Source organism: Frigoribacterium sp. 2355 (assembly GCF_054060695.1).
Map to the genome: position 1 here is coordinate 166,853 of NZ_JBSSDL010000004.1, position 24,481 is coordinate 191,333.

Here is a 24,481-nt window from a genome sequence, read left to right on the forward strand (position 1 = left end):
GCAGCCCCGCGGCCCCGCGGCCGCTGCCAGGCCCGCGGGAATGCCCCGTCGGTAGGATGCGTTCCACCAGACGATCGAGGGATCCGACCGCACGAGCCATCGCTCGCGGGTTGTCTTCCCGCTCGTGAAGTTCTCCCCCCCAGGAAGGTGCCCATGCGCCAGGTCATCATCATCGGTTCCGGCCCCGCCGGCTACACGGCCGGCATCTACGCCGCCCGGGCCGGTCTGCGCCCCCTCATCGTCGCGAGCTCGGTCGAGGCCGGCGGCGAACTCATGAAGACAACCGAGGTCGAGAACTTCCCCGGATTCCCCGACGGCATCCAGGGCCCCGAGCTCATGTTCAAGATGCAGGAGCAGGCCGAGAAGTTCGGCGCCGAGGTGCTGCTCGACGACGTGACCGCCGTCGACCTGACCGGTGACGTCAAGAAGGTCACGCTCGGCAACGGCACCGTCGAGGAGAGCCTCACGGTGATCTTCGCCACGGGCAGCGCGTACCGGAAGCTCGGCCTCGCCGACGAAGAGCGCCTGAGCGGACGCGGCGTCAGCTGGTGCGCCACCTGCGACGGCTTCTTCTTCAAGGAGAAGGCGATCGCCGTCGTCGGCGGCGGCGACTCCGCGATGGAGGAAGCGACGTTCCTGACCCGCTTCGCCTCGAAGGTCTACGTCATCCACCGCTCGAGCAGCCTGCGCGCGTCGAAGATCATGCAAGACCGGGCTCACGCCAACGACAAGATCGAGTTCCTCTTCGACAAGCAGGTCACGGCAATCCTCGGTGGCGAGAAGGCCACCGGCGTCACCCTGACCGACACGGTCGACGGCAGCACGACCGACCTCGACCTCGACGGTCTCTTCATCGCCATCGGCAACGACCCGCGCGTGCACCTCGTCCACGGTCAGGTCGACCTGACCTCGGACGGCACGATCGCCGTCCAGGGGCGCAGCTCGAAGACCAACTTGACCGGCGTCTTCGCCGCGGGCGACGTCATCGACGCCACCTACCGGCAGGCGGCCACCGCCGCGGCCTCGGGCACCGTCGCCGCGCTCGACGTCGAGCACTACCTGGCCTCGCTCGACCAGACCTTCCTGGCCGAGCAGACCGTCGGGTCGGCCGAGGGCGTCGAGACGTCCGAGTCCGTGGTCGCCTGACCCGCGCCTCCTGAAGCCAACCCAGATCACCCTGACGAAAGGAACACCATGAGCAGCGCCAAAGCAGTGACCGACGCGTCCTTCGAGGCCGACGTCCTCAACTCCGACAAGACGATCCTCGTCGACTTCTGGGCCGAATGGTGCGGCCCGTGCCGCGCCGTCTCGCCGATCCTCGACCAGATCGCCGCCGAGCACGGCGACAAGATCGAGATCGTCAAGCTCAACGTCGACGACAACCCCCAGACCGCCATGAAGTACCAGATCACCTCGATCCCGGCCATGAAGGTCTACCGCGGTGGCGAGGTCGTCAAGACCGTCATCGGCGCCAAGCCCAAGCCGGCCCTCGAGGCCGACCTGGCGGAGTTCATCGCGTAGTCGACACCGACACCACGACGAGAGCCCGCCCAGCACACGCTGGGCGGGCTCTCGTCGTCCCCGGTCGGGACGGGCATAGTCTTGACCGATTCACCCTCTGACAGAACAGGGACACCGATGAGCGACAAGGGCACCAACCTCGACCCGTGGTACGACTCGTACGCCGACCGTACGGCCGGCCTCAGCGCCTCCGAGGTCCGAGCCCTGTTCGCCGTCGCCTCGCGCCCCGAGGTCGTCTCGCTGGCCGGCGGCATGCCCTACGTCTCCGCCCTGCCCCGAGAACTCGTCACGGGGGCCATCGACCGCGTCATGGCCGACGGGGGAGCGATGGCGATGCAGTACGGCAGCGGCCAGGGCACCCCGGCCATCCGCGAGCACATCATGCAGATCATGGCGATGGAGGGCATCCGCGGCAGCGCCGACGACGTCGTCGTCACCACGGGCTCGCAGCAGGCCCTCGACCTCGTCACCCGCCTCTTCGTGAACCCGGGCGACGTCGTGCTCGCCGAGTCGCCGAGCTACGTGGGCGCCCTGGGGGTCTTCAAGGCGTACCAGGCCGACGTCGTGCACGTCCCGATGGACGAGCACGGACTCGTGCCCGAGGCCCTGCGAGAGGCCATCGCGGCCGTCACCGCTCGTGGGGGTCGCATCAAGTTCCTCTACACGATCCCGAACTTCCACAACCCGGCCGGTGTCACCCTCACGTGGGCCCGACGCGTCGAGATCCTCGAGATCTGCCGCTCGGCCGGCATCCTCGTCCTCGAGGACAACCCCTACGGGCTGCTCTACTTCGACCAGCCGGCCCCGCAGGCGATGCGCTCGATCGACGACGAAGGCGTCATCTACCTCGGGTCGTTCTCGAAGACGCTGGCACCCGGCTTCCGGGTGGGTTGGGCACTCGCCCCGCACGCCATCCGCGAGAAGCTCATCCTCGCCAACGAGTCCGCCACGCTCTCGCCGAACTCCTTCGGGCAGTTCGTCATCACCGAGTACCTCGACCAGGCCGACTGGCGTGGGCAGATCGAGACCTTCCGTGGCCTGTACCGCGAACGGCGTGACGCGATGATCTCCGCGCTGGGGGAGTACCTGCCGTCGCTCACGTGGAACGTCCCCGACGGCGGCTTCTTCGTCTGGGTCGGACTCCCGGCCGAACTCGACTCGAAGGCCATGCTGCCCCGGGCGGTGAAGGAACTCGTGGCCTACACCCCCGGTACGGCGTTCTTCGCCGACGGCGACGGGCGTCAGAACATCCGCCTGTCGTTCTGCTACCCGACGCCCGAGTCCATCCGCACCGGTGTCGCGCGCCTGGCGAACGTCGTCAACGGAGAGCTCGACCTGCTGCGCACGTTCTCGACAGCCAGCCTGTCGAACCGGGCCGCGCGCCCGCAGAGCGTCGTGGTGCCGCCGCCGAACACCATTTGACCAGCATTTTCATCGTCTCGTAGCCGTCCGGACCACGAGACGGTCCTGCGTCGTGACACGAAGAAGAGGTTCCACCATGGCATCGAGCGAACTGCGTACCGTCACCGTCCTCGCCGGCGGCATCTCGCACGAACGCGACGTCTCCCTCCGATCGGGGAGGCGCGTGGTCGACAGCCTCGTCACCCACGGCATCGAGGTCGAACTCCGCGATCCGGACGCCTCGTTGCTCGGACACCTCACCGAGTCACGTCCCGACGTCGTGTGGCCGGCCCTGCACGGAGCGAGTGGTGAGGACGGCGCCCTCCGCGGACTGCTCGAGGCGCTCGACGTGCCGTTCGTCGGCAGCACGGCGGCGGCCGCGCGACTGGCGTGGGACAAGCCGACCGCGAAGGAGCTCGCACGTCGCGCCGGTGTCTCCACACCGCGCGGCATCACGCTGTCCCACGACGCCTTCCGCGAGCTCGGCGCCGTCGGTGTGTTGGCAGCGATCGCCGACGAACACCCGGTGCCCGTCGTCGTGAAGCCCGCACGGGGTGGCTCGGCCCAGGGCGTCACGGTCGTCGACGACGTCGGGGCGTTGCCCAGGGCCATGGTCGACGCGTACACGTACTGCGACGACGTCATCGTCGAACAGAAGATCACGGGCACCGAGATCGCCGTCGGGGTCATCGACACCGGTGACGGGCCCCTGGCCTTGCCTGCCGTGGAGATCGTTCCTCGCCAGGGATTCTACGGCTTCGAGGCGCGCTACAACGCGGGGGAGACGACGTTCTTCACGCCCGCACGGCTGGACACCGTCGCGTCGGAGTCGGCGGCGCGGGCTGCCGTGGCCGTCCACGAGGCCCTCGGGCTGCGCCACTTGTCGAGGGTGGACCTGATCGTGGATGCCGCGGGGACCCCGTGGTTCCTGGAGGTCAACGTCTTGCCCGGACTGACCGAGACGTCGCTCGTCCCGATGGCCCTGGAGTCCGCCGGCTACGAATTGGGCATGTTCTACGCCGCTCTGGCTGAGAAGGCCGTCACCGACGACCTCCGCTGACGACGCGAAGTCGACGTTTCACGTGAAACGTCGGATGGCCGGCAGGGTACTGCGAGCCCATGGTCGACCTTCTGGGCGCACGTATGCACTGAATGGACGCATCCAGAATCGTCGACGATCCCTGCACCTTCGCTGTCGTCCACCCGTGGGCTTGACACAGAAATCGCCCGTGAGATCGATGTTTACGGCACCTCGACGTCTCCCTAGAAGCTACGACGAACCATCTGACGTCGAGTCCGATGAACCCCTCGATGGTCATCATGCCCGAGTTAGATCGACGCTGCCGACGAAATGCGGCCGCCGCGAGTACCGCCTGCCAAGCACACAGCCATGCATCGGGGTCTCCATGTCAGACCGTTCAGGGGTCATGTAGCGTCTTCGCCCACCCTGACCCATCTTCATGAGCCCCTTTGCTTCGCTACGTGACCAGAACGCGCAGCTGCCGCTGGGAACGCGTCTGATCCCCTCCACTGATCCCGTGCTGGGTCCGTGCCTGCGTCTGCACGGCATCTCTATCGACACCTGTGCCTGCACCTGCATCTGTTCATGCGCAAAAACCTCCGCCCCCGCGTCAGTACCCTCGCCCCCCCTGTCAGTTATGCGACCACCTGCGTCTACACCCCGGCGTACCCCTGCCATCGCACTGCACCTGCCGTGCGCGTGCGCCTGCCGTTTGCGCCGGCGATGGCGCCCTCGGCACTGCACCTGCCGTGCTCGTGCGCCTGCAGTTTGCGCAGGCGACTGCACCCTCCACCCTGCACCTGCGCGCGTGAAACGCCTGCACCTGCACTTGTGCCTGCGCCGTCCGCCTGGCCCTGTGCCTGCGGCCTCCGCCCGGGGCCACACGTAACCGTCATGTACCTGCACCTGCACATGCCCAACACCGCAAGCTTCTGGCGCCACTTAGAAGACACCCGATCACGGCCGAAATCAGCACCGTGCCACTCCAGCAAGAACCTGCCTGCTGTTACCGCCACAAGGAAGCTCACCAACACCATCTGGGCGAGACCACTGTCAGATTCCCGCGTCGGGGGAGTGCTGCAGGAAGACGAGTAGCACCGTTTCACGTGAAACGTCCCACCACACCACCCTCACATGACGTTCCTGTCCACCCAACAAGAACCGCCCCTACCGGCAAAGGCAGGGGCGGTCGATGTTTCACGTGAAACCGATGCCGGTCAACGCTGAGGGCAATCAGTCACGACTCCTGGTCGTGTCCCAACTGGCCGAGGATGCGATTCAGGTCCTGCATCGACGCGAAATCGATGGTGATCGACCCCTTCCGAGCGCCTAAGGACACCTTGACCCGCGTCTCGAACCGGTCACCAAGGGTCTCTGCCACCTCGTCCAGATGAGCCTGATGCTTGCCGGGAGTGGCCGTGCGCGTCGACTTCGGCTTCGCGCTGCCACCTGCAGCGATGGCCTCAGCAGCTCGCACACTGAGGTCCTCGTTGACGATGCGATCCGCAAGACGAGCCATGAGGACCGGGTCACCCGTGCTCAGGATCGCCCGAGCGTGGCCTGCAGTGAGGACGCCGGAGGCGACTCGCCGTTGGACGGCTGCCGGCAACCTCAGCAGCCTCAGGGTGTTCGTGATCTGGGGGCGGCTCCGACCGATGCGGGTCGCCAATTCATCCTGGGTGATGCCAAAGTCGGCAAGAAGTTGCTGATAAGCAGAGGCTTCTTCGAGGGGGTTGAGCTCGGCGCGATGCAGGTTCTCCAGCAGGGCATCCCGCAGCATCGCGTCGTCGGCGGTGTCTTTGACGATGGCGGGGATCGTCGCGAGCCCCAGCTCTTTGGTCGCTCGCAGGCGCCGCTCACCCATGACCAGCTCGTACTGTGCTGCTCCCTTGCCGCCGTTCTTGATCGGGCGGACGACGATGGGCTGCAGTACGCCCACCTCTCGGATCGAGGTCACCAACTCGGCGAGCTCTTCAGCGCGGAACTCGGCCCGAGGCTGCTGCGCGTTCGGAGTGATGTCCAGCGGATTCAGGTTGGCGAGACGAGCGCCCGGCACGGCGATGAGTTCGTCGGCCGTCTGCTGTGCCGTCGGGAAGAAGACGTCGACCGGGCGGTCCTGGCTCTCGTCGGAGACGGGGATGAGGGCGCCGATGCCGCGCCCGAGACCGGTTCGCTTGGTTGCCATTACTGGGGTGCTCCTCGACGTGCTAGTTCGGCGGCCGCCTCGAGGTACGAGATCGACCCGGGGGAGTTGGTGTCGTAGCTGATGACGGTCTGCCCGTAACCGGGGGCCTCGCTGATCCTGACGGACCGGGGTATGAGAGTGTTCAGTGCCTCATCGGGGAAATGCTCACGAACGTCGGCGACGACCTGCTGAGCGAGGTTCGTCCGGCCGTCGTACATCGTCAGCAGGATGCTCGACACCTTGAGCTTGGGGTTCAGGTGCTTCTCGATCAACTGGATGTTGCGCAGCAGCTGGCTCAACCCCTCGAGTGCGTAGTACTCGCACTGGATGGGGATGAGCACTTCACTGGCTGCGACGAACGCGTTGATCGTGAGCAACCCGAGCGACGGAGGGCAATCGATGAAGACGTAGTCGTACCGATCGCCGGCGTCCTCGGTCTTGCTGAGGTACTCGGACAACGCCCTGCTCAGTCGTTGCTCGCGAGCGACGAGTGAGACGAGTTCGATCTCGGCGCCGGCGAGATGGATGGTCGCGGGGATGCAGAAGAGCGTGTCGAACTCCGGGCTCTTCTGGACGACGTCCGCTACATCGCCGTCGTTCACCACGACGTCGTAGACACTCGGGGTCTCTGCCCGGTGTTCCACACCGAGGGCCGTGGAGGCGTTGCCCTGGGGATCGAGATCGATGACCAGAACCTTGGCCCCACTCCGCGCAAGGGCTGCGGAGAGATTGACGGTGGTCGTGGTCTTGCCGACACCGCCCTTCTGGTTCGAGACGGTGATCACTCGGGTCGAGGCGGGCGACGGGAGCGGTTCGCGAGACAGGGCCTTCTTGCGACGGTTCAGGTCGGCAAGCTCGCGAGCCAGGGGAGTGCTTCTGTCGTCGTCAGCCGAGGAACTCACTGAGGGTCTCCGTATCGCCATGTTTCACGTGAAACGACCTACCCGGAGGTGTGATCACGCCGCTGCGAGGCGGCACGGTGATCATCGGGGATCGGAGACCGAGTCTATCGGCAGGCCCCGACAAAGACGGGGACCCCAGGTCCGCGAGCCTGCCGAGCCACTTCGGTCGACACGGAGCGCACACCCCGAATAGTCGAACATGACCTGGTCATAGCCACATTACCGTCGCTAACTCGGACCAGTCAGTCCAAGGTGGCGATGAACACACGGGTGGTCTCGTCGACGAGCCCCACGCCCAGTTCACGAGCCTCGACGTCGATGAGGTGATGGCGCGCGATCACCTTGCGTGCGGCGGCGATCTCGTCGTCGACCCGAGCGCCTTTCATCAACAGCAGCTGCCCCCCGGTCTTCACCAGCGGCGCAGTCAGCGGTATCAACTTGGAGAGGGCCGACACGGCCCGAGCGGTCGCCTGGTCGAGCCACCCGTCCAGCTGCACGTCCTCGGCACGGGCACGGACGACCTCGACGTTGTCGAGCCCCATTCGATCGGCTTCAGCCGTCAGCCAGTCGACGCGCCGTTCCATCGGCTCGATCAGGACGAGCGTGGCGTCCGGACGAGCAGCAGCGAGCACGAGTCCCGGCAGGCCGGCTCCCGACCCGATGTCGCCGACGCGACCCGCGACCAGCAGAGGTGCCAACAAGCCACAGTTGACGACGTGGCGCGTCCAGAGACGCGGCAGCTCGAGCGGTCCGATCAGGCCGAGTTCTTCGCCGTGCTGGGCTAGGTCGGCCACATAGCGGCGAACGACGTCGAGTCGGTCGCCGAAGATCGTCGCCGCGACGGCGGGCTCGACCTCGAGGGTCGACGTGTCGGTCATGTCGTCCGGCTCAGGGACGCGTGATGACGGTGTGACGGTCGCGACCTTCGCCCTCGGACTCCGAGGTGAATCCCCGCGCCGCGACGATGTCGTGCACGAGTTTGCGCTCGTAGGAGGACATGGGGGGCAGGGCCGCCGAGGTGGCACCGTCCTCGAGCTTCGAGACCGCGTGGTCGACCAGGCGGCCGAGTTCCGTCTCGCGAGTGGCGCGGGATCCCCCGATGTCGAGGATGAGGCGGGAGAACTCACCCGTCTTGGTCTGCACCGCGATGCGGGTCAGCTCTTGGAGGGCGTTGACGGTGTCGGGCTTCGACAGGACGCGCAGCTTCTGCTCACCACTCGAGTCGACCGAGATGTACGAACGACCACCGCGGACCTCGATGTCGATGTCGCCGTCGAAGTCGCAGATGTCGAGCAGCTCTTCGATGTAGTCGGCTGCGATGTCGCCCTCGTCGAGGACGTCGGCGGCGTCGTCCGAGGCGACCTGCGCCTCCTCGGTGTCGTTCGAGACGACGGCGTCGTCGTTCTCGGCGGCGGGCTCGACGATGTCGGTCGTGGAGTCGTCAGAGGTCATTTCTTGGGGCCGTTCTGCTTCTTGGAGCGGTTCTTGCCGACGGGTTGGGTCCGCTGGGTCGTCTTCGGCACGGCAGGCGCCGACTCGATCTCGGTCACGGTGATGCTCGGGAGTCCCTTGCGCTGCTGCTTGCGCGCGAGGCGCTCTTCACGCGCCAGGGCAGCCTCGCTGCCAGGGGTGGGCATGTTGCGGATGACCAGGAACTGCTGGGCCATGGTCCAGACGTTCGAGGTGAGCCAGTAGAACATGACGCCGAGGGGGAACGACAGGCCCGAGAAGACGAACACGAGGGGGAGGAAGTACAAGAGCATGCGCTGCTGCTTGAACATGGGGCTCGCCTTGGTCTCGGGCGACATGTTCTTCGAGACGATCTGCAGCTGCGTGATGAACTGCGAGGCGGTCATGATGACCACCATCGCTCCGGCCATCAGGCGGACCTCCCATGTGGTGGCACCCAGGAAGGTCTCTTTCAGGGGGGCGCCGAAGAGAGCCGACTCACCGAACGAGTTCGAGAGCGCCGCGTTCAGCAGGCCGATGCCCACCTTCTCTTGCTGCGCGTTGTGCAGCACGGTGTAGAGGCTGAAGAAGATCGGCATCTGGATCAGCAGGGGCAGGCACGAGCTGAGCGGGTTCGTCCCCGTGTCCTTGTAGAGCGCCATGGTCTCGCGCGACATCGCCTCGCGGCTGAACTGGTCGCGCTTGCCCTTGTACTTGTCCTGGATCTTCTTGAGCCGGGGCGCGATCTCCATCATGCGTCGCTGGCTCTTGATCTGGCGGACGAAGATCGGGATGAGGCACGCCCGCACCACGAGGACCAGGCCGACGATCGAGAGCACCCACGTGCTGCCGGCCGCGGTGTCCATGCCGAACGCCGTGAGGACGTTGTGGAAGCCGACGAGGATCGCCTCGACGACCCATCTCAGGGGCCAGAGGATGGTGCCGATGAAGTCCATGGTGTTCGGGTCAGCCCTTTCCGTGGCTCTGTGCGGCGATGCGGCCCGTCCCGAGGAGGTCGGGGGCGGTGGTGCCGGATCGCGGTGTCACGAAGCCGGACTTCGTGACGCGGTACTTCTGTGTACGGGGCTCGGGGACGTCGTCGACGCCTCCGGCTGCCCAGGGGTGACACCGGGCGATGCGCCAGCTGCCCATGGCCACGCCCCGCACGACGCCGTGCAGCTGGATGGCCTCGAGGGCGTACCGGGAACACGACGGGTAGTAGCGACAGACGTCGCCGTAGAGCGGGGAGACGACGGCGCGGTAGACGCGGAGGATGAGGACGCACGCGTTGCGGGGAAGCAACGCGACGAACTGCACCGCTCTTGTCACGCTCTCACGCCCCTGTCGACCACCTCGGAGATGTCCGACAGCAGGGTAGACCACGCAACGTCGGGGCTGCCTGGCAAGGCTCTGATCACGACGTCGAGCCCGCCGGGGATCGTCGGCAGGAGTTCGTGGCACACCCCCTTGAGCCGGCGCCGGACCTCGTTGCGGACGACCGCGTTGCCCACGGTCTTCGCCACGATGAAACCGAACCGGACCAGCTCGTCGTCACGACGCCGCACGTAGACGACCGAATGCGCCGTGCCCGACTTGCGGCCACGGCGCACGGTGGTTCGGTAGTCGTCTGCGCGGACGATCCGGTTGGCCCGGGCCAACACGGAAGTGGCTACGCCGAGAGCTCGGTGCGGCCCTTGCCACGACGGGCGGCGAGGATCGCGCGGCCGGCACGCGTACGCATGCGAGCACGGAAACCGTGCTTCTTGGCCCGACGACGGTTGTTCGGCTGGAACGTTCTCTTGCTCATGGTGGTCCTCCAGGAAAGCGGACCAGGCCTGTTGCCACGATCCGAGAAGTCTTGTACAGCCAACGCGGCTGAAATCAACTGATTAAAAGTACGCGTGATCGGAGCCCTGGTCAAACGGCCGCTTCCCAGGAGGTTTGTCCACAGTGTTGAAAACTCTGATTGCGGACTCCACACCCCGTCGAACTAAGGTGGGTACTTCTCGCGGTACTTCCGCGTGACGACGGGGAACACGCAGCGATCCCGGCCCGAACGGCGCCAACCGATCGGTGGAGAAAGCTGTGCATAACTCGTCCCGCACTCGTACCCTTCGAACACCGTCGGGTGAACGCGACCCGCACGCGGAGGCGGCCGGATCCGTCCGCTGCCGAACCGCGAGAAAGAGACTCCAGTGGCGCACACCGTCGACCCGGTCCAGGACCTGTGGCGTTCCGTCCTCGCGACGCTGACGACCGACGACCGCATCACGCCGCAGCTGCACGGCTTCATCAGCCTCGTGGAGCCCAAGGGCGTGCTGGGCGGCACCCTCTACCTCGAGGTGCCCAACGACCTGACCCGCGGCATGCTCGAACAACGGATCCGTGAGCCCCTGCTCGAGTCCATCGCCGGGTTGGGCGACACCTCCGTCTCGAGCTTCGCCATCACCGTCAACCCCGACATCACCCCGGACACCCTCACGCAGCAGGTCGAGCAGTCGGAGCCGGTCCACTACATCGAGGCGCCCTTCGTGCCGGCGCCCGTCGAGACTAGCGCGAGCGGGAAACGCAACGACTCCCGCCTGAACCCGAAGTACAGCTTCGACAACTTCGTCATCGGTGCGTCGAACCGATTCGCCCACGCCGCGGCCGTCGCCGTCGCCGAGGCTCCGGCCAAGGCATACAACCCGCTCTTCGTCTACGGGGAGTCGGGGCTGGGCAAGACCCACCTGCTGCACGCCATCGGCCACTACGCCGAGACCATGTACCCGGGGATCCGGGTCAGGTACGTCAGCAGCGAGGAGTTCACGAACGACTTCATCAACTCGATCGCCAACAACCGGTCGAGCCTCTTCCAGCAGAGGTACCGAGAGATCGACATCCTGCTGATCGACGACATCCAGTTCCTGCAGGGCAAGGACAGCACCCAAGAGGCGTTCTTCCACACCTTCAACACCCTGCACGATCACGACAAGCAGCTGGTGATCACCAGCGACCTGCCGCCGAAGCACCTCACCGGCTTCGAGGACCGCATGCGTTCGCGCTTCGAGTGGGGCCTGATCACCGACGTCCAGGCTCCCGACCTCGAGACCCGCATCGCCATCCTGCGCAAGAAGGCCCAGAGCGAGAAGCTGCAGATCCGCGACGAGGTCCTCGAGTTCATCGCGACCAAGGTGTCGAGCAACATCCGTGAGCTCGAGGGCACCCTCATCAGGGTCACGGCCTTCGCCAGCCTGAACCGCACCGCCGTCGACCTGGCCCTCGTCCAGACCGTCCTCAAGGACCTGATCACGCTCGACGAGGACAACATCATCGCGCCGGTCGACATCATCAACCACACCGCGGACTACTTCAAGCTGACGGTCGACGACCTCTACGGATCGTCCCGCTCACAGGCCATCGCCACGGCCCGCCAGATCGCCATGTACCTGTGCCGCGAACTCACGAGCCTGTCACTGCCGAAGATCGGACAGCTGTTCGGCAACCGCGACCACACGACGGTCATGTACGCCAACAAGAAGATCAGCGAACTGATGAAGGAACGTCGGTCGATCTACAACCAGGTGACCGAACTCACCAGTCGCATCAAGCAGGACACCCGTTACAAGTGACGGGACGGCGGGCCAGGTCGGCCCGTCCTCCACGACCGTCCCGTCCGGGCGCCGACCACGTGTCGGCGCCCGTTCGTCGTTCCAGGGGGCGCTCGACGGGTCTGAGGGGGCCCTGGGGCGTCACGTTCCACACAGTGTGGATAACTTGTGGAAACTCGTGGATAACCGTGTCGACCTTGTTCACGGATCCGGGGGACCTGTGGGATCCCACTCGGAGCGACCGGCAGACCCCGAGCATTCTTGTCATTCGGTTCCACACGCCGTCCACAAGTCACACGCGTGTAGTTCCGCCGAGCCCCGGGGTTTTAAACAGGTTATCCACACTGTGCACAACGGTTAAGACTGTTAATCCTGGTTACAAGAAATTGATGGAGAGACAACCTTGTGGATCGATCCGGGCCCGGAGCTCCGGCTTTCGCCTCCCGGAAGGGCGGACCCCGATGCTGTGCCACTATTAACCGGCCATCCACGAGAGCGAAGTCGATAGGGGTCCCCGCGTGAAGTTCCAGGTCAACCGTGACGTCTTCAGCGATGCGGTCTCCTTCGCCGTCAAGCTGCTGCCCCAGCGCACCACCTTGCCGATCCTCAGCGGTGTCCTGATCGAGGCCGACGCCGACGGGCTCACCCTGTCGTCCTTCGACTACGAGGTCTCGGCCCAGACGAGCATCCCCGCCGAGATCGACGAACCGGGCACGATCCTGGTCTCCGGCCGACTGCTCGCCGACATCGCCAGCCGTCTGCCGAACGCGCCGGTCACCTTCTCCACCGAGGAGAACCGCATCTCGGTCAGCTGCGGATCCGCGAACTTCTCCCTGCTGAGCATGCCGGTCGAGGAGTACCCGACCCTGCCGACAGTCGGCGACCGTTCGGGCGTCGTGCCCGGCGACTCCTTCGCCCTCGCCGTCTCCCAGGTCGCGGTGGCGGCATCCCGCGACGACGTCACCCCGGTCATCACCGGCGTCCAGCTCGAGGTCACCGAGAACGCCCTCTCGCTCGTCGCCACCGATCGTTACCGCGTCGCCGTCCGAGGCATCGAATTCGATCCCGGCACCGTGGCGAGCACGACCACGACGACGGCACTCGTCCCGGCACGCACGCTGCAAGAGGTCGGCAAGACCTTCGGCAACGCCGGCACCGTCTCGGTCTCGATCACCGGATCCGACGAGCGCGAGCTCATCGCGTTCCAGGCGGACAACAAGACCGTCACCTCGTTGCTCATCAAGGGGAACTTCCCTCCGGTGAAGCGTCTCTTCCCCGACACCGTCGAGAACTACGCCGTGATCAACACGGCCGAGCTCGTCGAGTCGGTCCGCCGCGTCTCGCTCGTCCTCGAGCGCGAGGCGGCCCTCAGGTTCACGTTCACGATCGACGGCCTCACCCTCGAGGCCATCGGAAGCGAACAAGCGCAGGCGTCAGAGTCGATCGATGCGTTGTTGACGGGAGAGGACACGGTGGTCTCGTTGAAACCGCAGTTCCTCCTCGACGGTCTCGGAGCAGTTCATTCCGAGTTCGTCCGCATCTCCTTCACCAAGACGGAGAACCCGAACAAGCCCGGTCCCGTGCTGATCACCAGTCAGTCCTCGAAAGACCAGGCCGGTGCTGACAGCTACAAGTACCTGCTGCAGCCCAACCTCCTCCTGCGCTAAGAGCGCTCTGCCAGCAACGGTGCCGCCTCCGGGCCCCACCGCCACGAACAAAGGAACCTCATGCACATCGGCCTCGTCGGTCTCGGCAAAATGGGCAACAACATGCGCGCTCGCCTGCGCGACAGCGGCATCGAGGTGACCGGTTACGACGCTAACCCCGCCGTCTCCGACGTCGCCAGCCTCGCCGAGCTCGCCACCACGCTCCCCGCCCCCCGCATCGTCTGGGTCATGGTTCCCGCGGGCGACATCACCGCCGGCGTCATCGAAGAGCTCTCGAACGAACTCTCCGAAGGCGACCTGGTCATCGACGGCGGCAACTCGAAGTTCACCAGCGACTTCGCCAACGAGAAGCTCCTCGGCGGCAAGGGCATCAAGTACGTCGACGCCGGTGTCTCGGGCGGCGTCTGGGGCAAGGACAACGGCTACGGCCTCATGGTGGGTGGTTCCGCCGAGAACGTCGCCCTGGCGCAGCCGATCTTCGACGCCCTGCGTCCCGAGGGTCCTCGCGAAGAGGGCTTCGTCCACGCGGGCGACACCGGCGCGGGTCACTACGCGAAGATGGTCCACAACGGCATCGAGTACGCGATCATGCAGGCCTACGGCGAAGGCTACGAGCTGCTCGAGGCCCGAAGTGACCTCATCAAGGACGTCACCGGCACCTTCAAGGCCTGGCAGCGCGGCACCGTCGTACGTTCCTGGCTGCTCGAGCTCATGGTCCTCGCCCTCGAAGCCGACCCCAAGCTCGCCGAGATCTCGGGTTACGTCGAGGACAGCGGCGAGGGCCGCTGGACCCTCGAAGAAGCCATCAACCACGCCGTGCCGATGCCGACGATCAGCGCGTCGATCTTCGCGCGCTTCGTCTCGCGTCAGGGCGAGGGTTCGCCGACCATGAAGGCCGTCGCCGCACTGCGCAACCAGTTCGGCGGCCACGCCGTCAAGAAGGCCTAGCGCCTCCACCGGCCCGCGTGCGAGTACTGCATCTCAGCCTGACGGACTTCCGCAACTACACGTCTGCCGAAGTCAGCCTCGCGCGCGGGCCGAACCTCTTCGTCGGCAGCAACGGCCAGGGGAAGACCAACCTGGTCGAGTCCCTCGGCTACCTGTCGAGTCTCGGATCCCACCGGGTGTCGTCGGATTCGGCTCTCATCCGCCAGGGACGCGATTCGGCCGTCGTGCGGGCGCGACTACTCGCCGACGAGCGCGAACTGCTGGCCGAGGTGCAGATCAACCGGTCGTCGCCGAACCGGGCGCAGGTCAACCGGGGGGCCATCAAGCCTCGCGAGCTTCCGCGCTACTTCACGAGCGTCCTCTTCGCTCCCGAGGACCTCGCGCTCGTCCGGGGCGAGCCGTCCGGTCGTCGTCGTTTCCTCGACGAACTCCTGGTGGCTCGGTCGCCCCGGTTCGCCGGCGTGCAGACCGACTACGACCGGGTGCTCAGACAACGCAACACGCTCCTGAAGTCGGCCCGCGCCTCCGGGGTGAAGGCTGGCCAGCTCGGCACGCTCGACATCTGGGACGAACGTCTCGTGGCCCTCGGCAGCGAACTCGTCGTCGCGCGTGACCGGCTCGCGGCCGACCTGGCCCCCGAGGTGGCCCGTGCCTACGCGGCGGTGGCGGGCGCGGACCACGCCGCACACCTCTCGACGGTGCTGAGCATCCGGGGCGCGACACCCGACGACGAGACGACCGCGGCCGAGGGGCCGACCGAGTCCATCCCCGCCGACCAGGTGCCCGACGTCTTCCGTCAGGCGCTGGCCCGTGTCCGACCGACCGAGCTCGAGCGGGGACTGACGCTCGTCGGGCCGCACCGCGACGACCTCTTCCTCTCGCTCAACGGGCTCCCCGCGCGCGGCTACGCCAGCCACGGCGAGTCCTGGTCGTTCGCCCTCGCGCTGAAGCTGGCCTCGGCCGCCGTGGTGCGGGTCGACTCGCCGACGGGCGACCCGGTGATCGTTCTCGACGACGTCTTCGCCGAACTCGACGTATCCCGTCGTGAACGTCTGGCGGATGCCGTCGCCGACTACGAGCAGGTCCTCATCACAGCGGCGGTCGAGGGCGACGTCCCCTCACGACTCAAGGCCCACACGGTCCGCATCGCCAAGGGGACGATCCTCGACGACGCCCCCGCCGTCGACGGTCCGGGCGACGAGGCGGTCGTCACCAGGGTGGCCGGCGATCAGGGGCCCGGCGACGAGGGGGCCGGCGACGAGGGGCCCGGCGACGCCGGCGCCGAGGAGGCGCGGTGAGCGTCGACGACGCACCGCAGCCTCCGGCGTCCACGCCACCCGCGCCTCCTGAGCCCGAGGCGCAGCCCGACAGCGAGGCCCAACGGGTCTATCTGCGGTTCCGCCGGGTGTTCGGCGACCCCAACTCGCGGTCGCGCGACGCCCGGAAGCGCAAGTCGATCAAGTTGGGCTCCCCGAGCCAGCCGTTCGGCACGGGACGCGAGCCCCGGGGCATCGCCGACGTCCTCTCGGCCGTCACCAACGAACTCGGCTGGAACAGCCCCTTGGCCCAGTCCGAGCTGATGACCGCCTGGCCCGACATGGTGGGGGCGGAGCTGGCCGCGCACTCGGATCCGGTCTCGATCGACGACGGCACGTTGACCGTCCAGTGCGACTCGACGGCGTGGGCGACGCAACTGCGGCTGATGCGCACGCAGGTCACGACGACCATCGTGAAGAGGTACCCGGACGCGGGCATCCAGTCGGTGCGTTTCCTGGCACCCAACGCCCCGACCTGGAAACGCGGCCCCAGATCGGTTCCAGGGCGGGGCCCTCGCGATACTTATGGTTGACGAGGGTGAATCGTCCAAGTGCGGTGGGAAAATCCGTCTGAGGGCGGATTTCGCCCCGCGGTGGACAGGCCTGCGGTAGACTCGGAAGGTCGTCCGAGGGCCGCCCAGACAGCGGTCGCGACCGGTCGGCACATCTTCGTCCCGTCCGGCAGGAGCCCCCACGCACATGTCAGCTGATCCCACCGACGCCCAGCCCGACGACACCTACGGCGCCAGTGCGATCCAGGTCCTCGAGGGTCTCGAGGCCGTGCGCAAGCGTCCCGGCATGTACATCGGCTCGACGGGGCCCCGTGGTCTGCACCACCTGGTCTACGAGATCGTCGACAACTCCGTCGACGAGGCCCTCGCCGGCCACTGCGACCACATCGAGATCACCATGCGCGAGGACGGCGGCGTCCGCGTCGTCGACAACGGTCGCGGCATCCCGGTGGACGTCCACCCCGTCGAGGGTCGGTCGACCGTCGAGGTCGTCCTCACCGTGCTGCACGCCGGCGGCAAGTTCGGCGGTGGCGGTTACGCCGTGTCGGGCGGCCTGCACGGCGTCGGCAGCTCGGTCGTCAACGCCCTGTCCAGCGAACTCGACGTCGAGGTCCGCCGACAGGGCAACGTCTACCGCCAGAGCTTCACCGACGGCGTGCCCGTCGCGCCGCTGGCCAAGGGCGAAGAGGACGACACCACCGGCACGACGATCACGTTCTGGCCCAACTCCGAGATCTTCGAGACCGTCGAGTTCGACTACGAGACGCTGCGCACCCGGTTCCAGCAGATGGCGTTCCTCAACAAGGGCCTCCGCATCGAGCTCAGCGACGAGCGCGTTCAAGAGGACGACGCCGAGCCCCGCCACGACGTCTTCCACTACGAGAAGGGCCTCGTCGACTACGTCGAGTACCTGAACACGACCAAGAAGGTCGAGACCGTCCACGACGACATCATCGCCTTCGAGCAGGAAGACACCGAGAAGAAGATCTCGCTCGAGGTCGCGATGCAGTGGAACACCTCGTACCAAGAGAGCGTCCACACCTACGCGAACACGATCAACACCCACGAGGGCGGCACGCACGAAGAGGGCTTCCGTGCAGCGCTGACCACGCTGATCAACCGTTACGCGCGCGAGAAGAACTTCCTCAAGGAGAAGGACGACAACCTCTCGGGCGACGACGTCCGCGAGGGCCTGACGGCCGTCATCTCGATCAAGCTCGGCGAGCCGCAGTTCGAGGGCCAGACGAAGACCAAGCTCGGCAACACCGAGGCCAAGTCGTTCGTGCAGAAGGTCGCCGGGTCGCAGCTGAACGACTGGTTCGACCGCAACCCCAAGCAGGCCGCCGAGATCGTCCGCAAGGGCATCCTCGCGTCGCAGGCCCGTCTGGCCGCGCGCAAGGCCCGTGAGCAGACCCGCCGCAAGGGCGTGCTCGAGTCGAACGGCATGCCCGGCAAGCTCAAGGACTGCCAGAGCAAGGACCCCTCGCGCAGCGAGATCTTCATCGTCGAGGGCGACTCGGCCGGTGGCTCGGCCGTCCAGGGCCGCAACCCCGAGACCCAGGCGATCCTCCCCCTGCGGGGCAAGATCCTCAACGTCGAGAAGGCCCGGCTCGACCGTGCCCTCGGCAACAACGAGGTGCAGGCCATGATCAAGGCCTTCGGCGCCGACATCGGAGAAGACTTCGATCCCGAGAAGGCGAGGTACCACAAGATCGTCCTGATGGCCGACGCCGACGTCGACGGCCAGCACATCACGACGCTGTTGCTCACCCTGCTCTTCCGCTACATGCGGCCGCTGATCGACCTCGGCTACGTCTACCTGGCGCAGCCGCCGCTCTACAAGCTCAAGTGGAGCAACGCCAGCCACGAGTACGTGTACAGCGACGCCGAGCGCGACGCGGTGCTCGTGTCGGGTCGCGCGGCCGGCAAGCGCATCCCGAAGGAGAACGCGATCCAGCGTTACAAGGGCCTCGGCGAGATGGATTACAAAGAGCTGTGGGAGACCACGATGGACCCCGACACCCGCACGCTGCTGCAGGTGACGCTCGAGGACGCCGTGGCCGCGGACACCATCTTCGACACCCTGATGGGCGAGAACGTCGAGTCGCGCCGCAACTTCATCCAGCAGAACGCGAAAGACGTCCGCTTCCTCGACATCTGATGCGCGCCTCCGGCTGATCCGGAGCACGCCCGCGCCCCGACGAGCACCACGGGGCAGACCACGACAAACGGAGAATCATGGCCGACGAGCCGACAGACACCCCCGAGGGCACCGACGCCGAGGGTGCCCAGACCTTCGCCGAGGCACCGAAGCGCGACAGCATCGAGCAGGTCGACCTGCAGCTCGAGATGCAGCGTTCGTACCTCGACTACGCGATGAGCGTCATCGTCGGCCGGGCCCTGCCCGAGGTGCGTGACGGCCTCAAGCCCGTGCACCGCCGCGTCATCTACGCGATGTACGACGGTGGCTACCGCCCCGATCGCGCGTTCTCGAAGTGCTCGCGCGTGGTCGGCGACGTCATGGGCCAGTTCCACCCCCACGGTGACACGGCGATCTACGACGCGCTGGTGCGTCTCGTCCAGCCGTGGAGCCTGCGCTACCCGCTGGCGCTCGGCCAGGGCAACTTCGGCTCGCCCGGCAACGACGGCGCCGCCGCCCCGCGGTACACCGAGACCAAGATGGCCCCGCTCGCGCTCGAGATGGTGCGCGACATCGACGAGGACACCGTCGACTTCCAGGACAACTACGACGGTCGCACCCGCGAGCCGGCCATCCTGCCCAGCCGGTTCCCCAACCTGCTGGTCAACGGCTCGGTCGGCATCGCCGTCGGCATGGCGACCAACATCCCGCCGCACAACCTCCGTGAGGTCGCCTCGGGCGCACAGTGGTACCTCGAGAACCCCACCGCGACGCGTGAAGAGCTGCTCGAGGCGCTCATGCAGCGTGTCAAGGGCCCCGACTTCCCGACGGGGGCACAGATCCTCGGGGTCCGGGGCATCCAGGACGCCTACCGCACGGGCCGCGGTTCGATCACGATGCGTGCCGTCGTCAACGTCGAGGAGATCCAGGGTCGTACCTGCCTCGTCGTCACCGAGCTGCCCTACCAGGTCAACCCCGACAACCTCGCGATCAAGATCGCCGAGCTGGTCAAGGACGGCCGCATCGGCGGGATCGCCGACATCCGCGACGAGACCTCCGGTCGCACGGGTCAGCGCCTGGTCATCGTGCTCAAGCGCGACGCCGTCGCCAAGGTCGTGCTGAACAACCTCTACAAGCACACGAGCCTGCAAGAGAACTTCGGCGCGAACATGCTCGCGATCGTCGACGGCGTTCCCCGCACGCTCGCGCTCGACGGCTTCATCTCGGCGTGGGTCGACCACCAGATCGACGTCATCCAGCGCCGCACGCGTTTCCGTCTGAAGAAGGCCGAAGCCGACGCGCACATCCTGCGCGGCTACCTCAAGGCGCTCGACGCCCTCGACGAGGTCATCGCGCTCATCCGCCGGTCGCCGACCGTCGAGGAGGCGCGCGCGGGTCTCATGGACCTCCTCGACGTCGACGAGGTCCAGGCCTCGGCCATCCTCAACCTGCAGCTGCGTCGCCTGGCCGCCCTCGAGCGTCAGAAGATCCAGGACGACGCCGACAAGCTCGAGCGCGAGATCGCCGACTACCAGGACATCCTGGCCAAGCCGGAGCGTCAGCGCACCATCGTCAGCGACGAGCTCGCCGAGATCACCGACAAGTACGGCGACGACCGTCGCACCGAGATCATGTTCGGCTTCGACGGCGACATGAGCGTCGAAGACCTCATCCCCGAAGAAGAGATGGTCGTCACCATCACCCGGGGTGGCTACGTCAAGCGCACCCGCAGCGACAACTACCGCAGCCAGCACCGGGGCGGCAAGGGCGTCCGCGGAGCACAGCTGCGAGCCGACGACGTCGTGGACCACTTCTTCGTCACGACCACCCACCACTGGCTGCTGTTCCTCACGAACAAGGGTCGGGTCTACCGCGCCAAGACCTACGAGCTGCAGGAGGCCGGCCGCGACGCCAAGGGCCAGCACGTGGCCAACCTGCTCGCCATGCAGCCCGACGAACAGATCTCGCAGGTGCTCGACATCCGCGACTACGAGGTCGCGGACTACCTCGTGCTCGCCACCCGCGACGGCTTGATCAAGAAGACCTCGCTGACCGAGTACGACACGAACCGCACCGGCGGCATCATCGCGATCAACCTGCGCGACGACGACGAACTCGTCTCGGCTCTGCTGGTGGACGAGCACGACGACCTGTTGCTCGTCTCGCGTCACGGCATGTCGCTGCGTTTCACGGCCACCAACGAGTCGCTGCGCCCCATGGGCAGGTCGACCTCGGGCGTGAAGGGCATGACCTTCCGTGACGACGACACGCTGCTCAGCGCCTCCGTCGTCGGTGAAGAGGGCTACGTCTTCGTCGTCACCGAGGGCGGCTACGCCAAGCGCACGGCCGCCGACCAGTACCGCGTCCAGAACCGTGGCGGTCTCGGCATCAAGGTGGCGAAGCTCGCGGAGGCGCGGGGAGACCTCGCCGGTGCCCTGATCGTCGGCGAGGACGACGAGGTGCTCGTGGTGCTGTCCGGCGGCAAGGTGGTCCGCTCCGCCGTCTCCGAGGTGCCGGCCAAGGGCCGTGACACGATGGGCGTCGTCTTCGCCCGCTTCGCGAGCGACGATCGCATCATCGCCGTGGCCCGCAACAGTGAGCGCAATCTCGCGGCCGAGGTCGACGAGAGTGCGGACGCCGTGGCCGAGGCCGTAGTGTCTGTCGAGTCCGTCGAGTCCGTCGACGCCGACACCGAGATCCCCACGACCGACGTCACGTCGGTCGATGCCGAGTCGACCGACGACGAGGCCCCCGGAACCGCCGGAGAGGAAACGAACAATGAGTAGTGTCGCCGAGAGACTGCAGAAGAAGGCGAAACGACCGTCCGGCACCAAGCAGGTCCGCCTCAAGCTGGTCTACATCGACTTCTGGTCGGTCGTGAAGCTGGCCTTCCTGATCTCGGTCGCGATCGGCATCATCACGGTCGTCGCCACCTTCCTCATCTGGGCGATCCTGAACCAGACCGGCATCTTCGACGACCTCGACGCCCTGCTGCGGGACATCCTCGGCGACTCGAGCTTCTCGATCCAGGACACCTTCAACGTCGGCCAGATCATGCTCTTCTCGATCGTGGTGGCCATCCTCAACGTGGTCGTCGGCACGGTCCTCGGGGCCATCGTCGCCGTCCTCTACAACCTGAGCGTGCGCATCACCGGCGGTCTCCTCGTCGGATTCACCAACAACTGATCCACCATTCGAGTCGGTTGAACCCGCCGATTCGAGTTCGCCGTCGTGGTGCTGTAGGCTTTACGACGGTCCGGGGGCTATAGCTCAGGCGGTTAGAGCGCTTCGCTGATAACGAAGAGGTCATAGGTTCAAGTCCTATTAGCCCCACGCAGTACCGGTCTCACATCACGCTCGTCTCCTGACGCGCAGGGTGGTGAGATCGTGCTCGTTCCCCCGGTGACCGGGGGGTCGGGGCCTTAGCTCAGTTGGTAGAGCGCCTGCTTTGCAAGCAGGATGTCGGGAGTTCGATTCTCCCAGGCTCCACTGGATTGCCTTGCCCCTGTCCGCTGACTCCGTCAGCGGACAGGGGCAATTCTCTTGTGCTGGTCTGGGGGCCCTCCGGGCCCGTGTCGGCTTCGCCGACGTGCGTGCAACGTTGGGCCTTAGGCAGTGTCTGTGCTGGTGCTGGTGCTGGTGCTGGGGCTAGGGCCGGATCAGCGTCGAATGCTGCAGTCGTCGGGGGCAGGGACGACGAAGGGCCCGCCTCCGGGGAGGCGGGCCCTTCGTGGGGGTGTGGGGGACTACGCCTTGGTGTCGGCGTCGTCGTCGGCGACCCAGAGCTCGTCGTCGGCGCGGAGCGTCTGCACGGCCGCGAACACGAGGGCACCGAGAGCGATGACGCCCACGCCGATCAGCAGGATGCCGCCGACGGCGGGGCCGGACTTCTGCTGGCGCGGCACGTACTTGGCCGCGGCCTTCTTGCCCTGCTTCTTGGCGTTCTTCACGGCCTTCGCGACCTTCGGGTCGTTCGCGAGGTCGAGGTTGCCGAGAGCCGACGAGAACGCCGGGTAGACGTCGTGCTTCAGGCGGTCCTGAGCGACCGACGCGTAGTGCGACCCGGTCGAGAGGCCCTGCGAGACCACGGGGCGGACGTTCGAGTCCACCGCGTGCTTGATCTGGGGGACGACCTTCTTGTTCGCGATCTTGACGGCGTCGTCGCGGTAGCCGCCGATGACCTTGCCGGCGTGGTCGATCACGCCGCGCTGCTCACCCCACACCGCCACAGCGTGCTTCTTGAACTTCTTGAGTTCTTTCTTCTGCTTGCGTGACAGGGCCATGAACGTTCCTCCAACGAGTAGGCAGTGGAGCCAGAGTTGCTGGCCCGTCCCAGTGTGGCACGGAGGTTCCTGACAGGTCACGGAACGGTGACTGGGGAGTCGCTGGTGCGCAGAGGTGGCTGTGGAAGAATGACGACATGTCAACGCACACCGCTGTCGCCACCCTCACCACCAACCACGGCACCATCAAGGTGAACCTCTTCGGCGACCACGCCCCGAAGACCGTCGCCAACTTCGTCGGTCTCGCCACCGGCACCAAAGAGTGGACCCACCCGGCCACCGGCAAGGTCAGCACCGACAAGCTCTACGACGGCGTCGTCTTCCACCGCATCATCAAGGACTTCATGCTGCAGGGCGGCGACCCGCTCGGCCAGGGCGTCGGCGGGCCCGGCTACCAGTTCGACGACGAGATCCACCCCGAGCTGAACTTCAACGCCCCCTACATCTTCGCGATGGCCAACGCCGGCTCGCGCGGCGGCAAGGGCACCAACGGTTCGCAGTTCTTCATCACGACGGTTCCGACCCCGTGGCTGCAGGGCAAGCACACCATCTTCGGCGAGGTCGCCGACGACGAGTCCAAGAAGGTCGTCGACGCGATCGAGGCCGTCAAGACCGACGCCCGTGACAAGCCCCTCGAGGACGTGGTGCTCGAGAGCGTCACCATCGACGAGGTCTAGGTGACCGATCCGCACGACCGCTCGAACTTCTGCTACCGGCACCCCGACCGGCAGAGCTTCGTCCTCTGCCAGAGGTGCGGTCGCACCATCTGTGGCGAGTGCCAGACGCCCGCCGCGGTGGGGGTCCACTGCCCGGAGTGCGTGAAGGAGGCGCGGGGCAACGCACCGCGCCTCCAACCGCAGGTGGTCGGTCGGGTCCGTAGTGCGTCTCGGCGAGGCGCCCCCGTCGTCACCTACGGCATCATCGGCGTGACCGTCGCGGTGTTCCTCTTGCAGCTCGTGACCGGTACGGGCAACGGCGTGGTCACCCGGGCCCTGGCGTTCTACCCGCCGCTCGAGATCGTGCAGCCCTGGCGCGCCGTCACGACGATGTTCGTTCACGGGAGCATCCTGCACATCCTCTTCAACATGTACTCGCTGTACATCTTCGGGGCAGAACTCGAACGTCAGTTGGGGCGAGGTCGGTTCGCCGCCCTCTACTTCCTCTCGGGGATCGGCGGCTCGGCCGCTGTCGCCCTCCTGGCACCGGGAAGCTTCGTGGTCGGTGCCTCCGGGGCCATCTTCGGCCTCATGGCGGCGTTCTTCGTCATCGCCCGCAGCCTCGGTGGTCGCAGCATCCAGCTCCTGGTGCTGGTCGGCATCAACCTCGCGATCGGGTTCATCGTGCCCGGCATCGCGTGGCAGGCCCACCTCGGGGGCATCGTCGTGGGCGGGGCGATAGCGTTCCTGTTCTCGAAGACCCGTCACCGGTCGAAGCACGCCGTGCAGATCGCGGTTCTCGTCGCGATCGGAGTGATCGTCGTCGCGGTGCTCCTGGCCAGATCGGCCCAGCTGGTCGGGCTGTTCTAGACCACGCGGACGGTGAACGA

Annotated in this window: 23 protein-coding genes and 2 tRNA genes; 16 read left to right on the top strand and 9 right to left on the bottom strand. The window is 66.5% G+C overall.

Features of this window, described 5'->3' with window-relative positions:
* Nucleotides 1–153 precede the first annotated feature (153 nt).
* From trxB to ACVJ1F_RS06975, 4 genes are all read left to right on the top strand, one after another.
* Nucleotides 154–1,146: a thioredoxin-disulfide reductase gene (trxB, locus tag ACVJ1F_RS06960; protein WP_123571099.1), complete on the top strand. Its 993-nt coding sequence runs from the start codon at nucleotides 154–156 to the stop codon at nucleotides 1,144–1,146.
* 48 nt (nucleotides 1,147–1,194) lie between these two features.
* Nucleotides 1,195–1,521: a thioredoxin gene (gene trxA / locus ACVJ1F_RS06965; protein WP_043595317.1), complete on the top strand. Its 327-nt coding sequence runs from the start codon at nucleotides 1,195–1,197 to the stop codon at nucleotides 1,519–1,521.
* Between the two features lie 117 nt (nucleotides 1,522–1,638).
* Complete coding sequence (locus ACVJ1F_RS06970) at nucleotides 1,639–2,943, top strand: aminotransferase-like domain-containing protein (protein WP_123571100.1); 1,305 nt, start codon at nucleotides 1,639–1,641, stop codon at nucleotides 2,941–2,943.
* Nucleotides 2,944–3,019: 76 nt separating this feature from the next.
* Entirely contained in the window at nucleotides 3,020–3,982 is a 963-nt protein-coding gene (locus ACVJ1F_RS06975; RefSeq protein WP_456885448.1) for a D-alanine--D-alanine ligase family protein, read from the top strand.
* A 1,198-nt stretch (nucleotides 3,983–5,180) separates the two neighbouring features.
* On the opposite strand, the gene ACVJ1F_RS06980 is transcribed toward ACVJ1F_RS06975, so the two are convergent.
* From ACVJ1F_RS06980 to rpmH, 8 genes are all read right to left on the bottom strand, one after another.
* Nucleotides 5,181–6,128, bottom strand: coding sequence for a ParB/RepB/Spo0J family partition protein (locus ACVJ1F_RS06980; protein ID WP_159828383.1), 948 nt, complete (start codon nucleotides 6,126–6,128; stop codon nucleotides 5,181–5,183).
* The gene (locus ACVJ1F_RS06985; RefSeq protein WP_456885449.1) at nucleotides 6,128–7,051 is read right to left on the bottom strand and encodes a ParA family protein; all 924 of its coding nucleotides are present in this window, start codon (nucleotides 7,049–7,051) and stop codon (nucleotides 6,128–6,130) included. Before ACVJ1F_RS06985 ends, ACVJ1F_RS06980 begins: the two co-directional genes overlap by 1 nt.
* Nucleotides 7,052–7,272: 221 nt before the next feature.
* The gene (rsmG, locus tag ACVJ1F_RS06990) at nucleotides 7,273–7,908 is read right to left on the bottom strand and encodes a 16S rRNA (guanine(527)-N(7))-methyltransferase RsmG (RefSeq protein ID WP_056044233.1); all 636 of its coding nucleotides are present in this window, start codon (nucleotides 7,906–7,908) and stop codon (nucleotides 7,273–7,275) included.
* 10 nt (nucleotides 7,909–7,918) lie between these two features.
* The gene (locus ACVJ1F_RS06995; RefSeq protein ID WP_159828380.1) at nucleotides 7,919–8,482 is read right to left on the bottom strand and encodes a Jag family protein; all 564 of its coding nucleotides are present in this window, start codon (nucleotides 8,480–8,482) and stop codon (nucleotides 7,919–7,921) included.
* Nucleotides 8,479–9,435 (bottom strand): membrane protein insertase YidC, encoded by a 957-nt coding sequence (gene yidC, locus ACVJ1F_RS07000; RefSeq protein ID WP_056044230.1) that lies wholly within the window; start codon nucleotides 9,433–9,435, stop codon nucleotides 8,479–8,481. The genes ACVJ1F_RS06995 and yidC overlap by 4 nt, the downstream gene beginning before the upstream one ends.
* Before the next feature lie 10 nt (nucleotides 9,436–9,445).
* Complete coding sequence (gene yidD / locus ACVJ1F_RS07005) at nucleotides 9,446–9,808, bottom strand: membrane protein insertion efficiency factor YidD (protein ID WP_082460104.1); 363 nt, start codon at nucleotides 9,806–9,808, stop codon at nucleotides 9,446–9,448.
* The gene (gene rnpA, locus ACVJ1F_RS07010) at nucleotides 9,805–10,140 is read right to left on the bottom strand and encodes a ribonuclease P protein component (protein WP_456885450.1); all 336 of its coding nucleotides are present in this window, start codon (nucleotides 10,138–10,140) and stop codon (nucleotides 9,805–9,807) included. The genes yidD and rnpA overlap by 4 nt, the downstream gene beginning before the upstream one ends.
* Before the next feature lie 8 nt (nucleotides 10,141–10,148).
* Nucleotides 10,149–10,286, bottom strand: coding sequence for a 50S ribosomal protein L34 (rpmH, locus tag ACVJ1F_RS07015; protein WP_043595303.1), 138 nt, complete (start codon nucleotides 10,284–10,286; stop codon nucleotides 10,149–10,151).
* Between the two features lie 388 nt (nucleotides 10,287–10,674).
* Here rpmH and dnaA point away from each other — a divergent pair, with 388 nt between their 5' ends.
* The 10 genes from dnaA (at nucleotide 10,675) to ACVJ1F_RS07065 (ending at nucleotide 22,141) form a co-directional block, all read left to right on the top strand.
* Nucleotides 10,675–12,090 carry a chromosomal replication initiator protein DnaA gene (gene dnaA, locus ACVJ1F_RS07020; RefSeq protein ID WP_056044226.1) on the top strand — a complete coding sequence of 472 codons (1,416 nt, stop codon included), beginning with the start codon at nucleotides 10,675–10,677 and terminating at the stop codon, nucleotides 12,088–12,090.
* Nucleotides 12,091–12,587: 497 nt separating this feature from the next.
* Nucleotides 12,588–13,736: a DNA polymerase III subunit beta gene (gene dnaN, locus ACVJ1F_RS07025; RefSeq protein ID WP_056044224.1), complete on the top strand. Its 1,149-nt coding sequence runs from the start codon at nucleotides 12,588–12,590 to the stop codon at nucleotides 13,734–13,736.
* A gap of 60 nt (nucleotides 13,737–13,796) precedes the next feature.
* Nucleotides 13,797–14,684: a phosphogluconate dehydrogenase (NAD(+)-dependent, decarboxylating) gene (gnd, locus tag ACVJ1F_RS07030; protein ID WP_056044222.1), complete on the top strand. Its 888-nt coding sequence runs from the start codon at nucleotides 13,797–13,799 to the stop codon at nucleotides 14,682–14,684.
* Nucleotides 14,685–14,701: 17 nt separating this feature from the next.
* Nucleotides 14,702–15,982 (top strand): DNA replication/repair protein RecF, encoded by a 1,281-nt coding sequence (recF, locus tag ACVJ1F_RS07035; RefSeq protein ID WP_456885451.1) that lies wholly within the window; start codon nucleotides 14,702–14,704, stop codon nucleotides 15,980–15,982.
* Nucleotides 15,979–16,533, top strand: coding sequence for a DUF721 domain-containing protein (locus ACVJ1F_RS07040; RefSeq protein WP_082460102.1), 555 nt, complete (start codon nucleotides 15,979–15,981; stop codon nucleotides 16,531–16,533). The genes recF and ACVJ1F_RS07040 overlap by 4 nt, the downstream gene beginning before the upstream one ends.
* Nucleotides 16,534–16,699: 166 nt before the next feature.
* The gene (gene gyrB / locus ACVJ1F_RS07045) at nucleotides 16,700–18,673 is read left to right on the top strand and encodes a DNA topoisomerase (ATP-hydrolyzing) subunit B (RefSeq protein WP_456885452.1); all 1,974 of its coding nucleotides are present in this window, start codon (nucleotides 16,700–16,702) and stop codon (nucleotides 18,671–18,673) included.
* A gap of 77 nt (nucleotides 18,674–18,750) precedes the next feature.
* Nucleotides 18,751–21,438 (top strand): DNA gyrase subunit A, encoded by a 2,688-nt coding sequence (gene gyrA, locus ACVJ1F_RS07050; RefSeq protein ID WP_056044217.1) that lies wholly within the window; start codon nucleotides 18,751–18,753, stop codon nucleotides 21,436–21,438.
* The gene (locus ACVJ1F_RS07055; protein WP_043595295.1) at nucleotides 21,431–21,838 is read left to right on the top strand and encodes a DUF3566 domain-containing protein; all 408 of its coding nucleotides are present in this window, start codon (nucleotides 21,431–21,433) and stop codon (nucleotides 21,836–21,838) included. The genes gyrA and ACVJ1F_RS07055 overlap by 8 nt, the downstream gene beginning before the upstream one ends.
* 73 nt (nucleotides 21,839–21,911) lie before the next feature.
* A tRNA-Ile gene (locus ACVJ1F_RS07060) sits at nucleotides 21,912–21,985 on the top strand.
* An 83-nt stretch (nucleotides 21,986–22,068) separates the two neighbouring features.
* Nucleotides 22,069–22,141 (top strand) — tRNA-Ala (locus ACVJ1F_RS07065).
* Nucleotides 22,142–22,398: 257 nt separating this feature from the next.
* Here ACVJ1F_RS07065 and ACVJ1F_RS07070 read toward each other — a convergent pair.
* Nucleotides 22,399–22,935 carry a hypothetical protein gene (locus ACVJ1F_RS07070; protein ID WP_456885453.1) on the bottom strand — a complete coding sequence of 179 codons (537 nt, stop codon included), beginning with the start codon at nucleotides 22,933–22,935 and terminating at the stop codon, nucleotides 22,399–22,401.
* A 137-nt stretch (nucleotides 22,936–23,072) separates the two neighbouring features.
* On the opposite strand from ACVJ1F_RS07070, the gene ACVJ1F_RS07075 reads away from it, so the two are divergent.
* Nucleotides 23,073–23,612, top strand: a complete 540-nt coding sequence (locus ACVJ1F_RS07075; protein ID WP_056044214.1) for a peptidylprolyl isomerase — start codon at nucleotides 23,073–23,075, stop codon at nucleotides 23,610–23,612.
* Nucleotides 23,613–24,461 (top strand): rhomboid family intramembrane serine protease, encoded by an 849-nt coding sequence (locus ACVJ1F_RS07080; protein ID WP_159828368.1) that lies wholly within the window; start codon nucleotides 23,613–23,615, stop codon nucleotides 24,459–24,461.
* The last annotated feature ends 20 nt before the right edge of the window (nucleotides 24,462–24,481 follow it).

Bases quoted from the DNA above. Each gene is read 5' to 3' on its own strand.
- trxB (WP_123571099.1), top strand. From the start codon at position 154: ATGCGCCAGGTCATCATCATCGGTTCCGGCCCCGCCGGCTACACGGCC.
- trxA (WP_043595317.1), top strand. From the start codon at position 1,195: ATGAGCAGCGCCAAAGCAGTGACCGACGCGTCCTTCGAGGCCGACGTC.
- ACVJ1F_RS06970 (WP_123571100.1), top strand. From the start codon at position 1,639: ATGAGCGACAAGGGCACCAACCTCGACCCGTGGTACGACTCGTACGCC.
- ACVJ1F_RS06975 (WP_456885448.1), top strand. From the start codon at position 3,020: ATGGCATCGAGCGAACTGCGTACCGTCACCGTCCTCGCCGGCGGCATC.
- ACVJ1F_RS06980 (WP_159828383.1), bottom strand. From the start codon at position 6,128: ATGGCAACCAAGCGAACCGGTCTCGGGCGCGGCATCGGCGCCCTCATC.
- ACVJ1F_RS06985 (WP_456885449.1), bottom strand. From the start codon at position 7,051: ATGGCGATACGGAGACCCTCAGTGAGTTCCTCGGCTGACGACGACAGA.
- rsmG (WP_056044233.1), bottom strand. From the start codon at position 7,908: ATGACCGACACGTCGACCCTCGAGGTCGAGCCCGCCGTCGCGGCGACG.
- ACVJ1F_RS06995 (WP_159828380.1), bottom strand. From the start codon at position 8,482: ATGACCTCTGACGACTCCACGACCGACATCGTCGAGCCCGCCGCCGAG.
- yidC (WP_056044230.1), bottom strand. From the start codon at position 9,435: ATGGACTTCATCGGCACCATCCTCTGGCCCCTGAGATGGGTCGTCGAG.
- rpmH (WP_043595303.1), bottom strand. From the start codon at position 10,286: ATGAGCAAGAGAACGTTCCAGCCGAACAACCGTCGTCGGGCCAAGAAG.
- gnd (WP_056044222.1), top strand. From the start codon at position 13,797: ATGCACATCGGCCTCGTCGGTCTCGGCAAAATGGGCAACAACATGCGC.
- gyrB (WP_456885452.1), top strand. From the start codon at position 16,700: ATGTCAGCTGATCCCACCGACGCCCAGCCCGACGACACCTACGGCGCC.
- gyrA (WP_056044217.1), top strand. From the start codon at position 18,751: ATGGCCGACGAGCCGACAGACACCCCCGAGGGCACCGACGCCGAGGGT.
- ACVJ1F_RS07055 (WP_043595295.1), top strand. From the start codon at position 21,431: ATGAGTAGTGTCGCCGAGAGACTGCAGAAGAAGGCGAAACGACCGTCC.
- ACVJ1F_RS07070 (WP_456885453.1), bottom strand. From the start codon at position 22,935: ATGGCCCTGTCACGCAAGCAGAAGAAAGAACTCAAGAAGTTCAAGAAG.
- ACVJ1F_RS07075 (WP_056044214.1), top strand. From the start codon at position 23,073: ATGTCAACGCACACCGCTGTCGCCACCCTCACCACCAACCACGGCACC.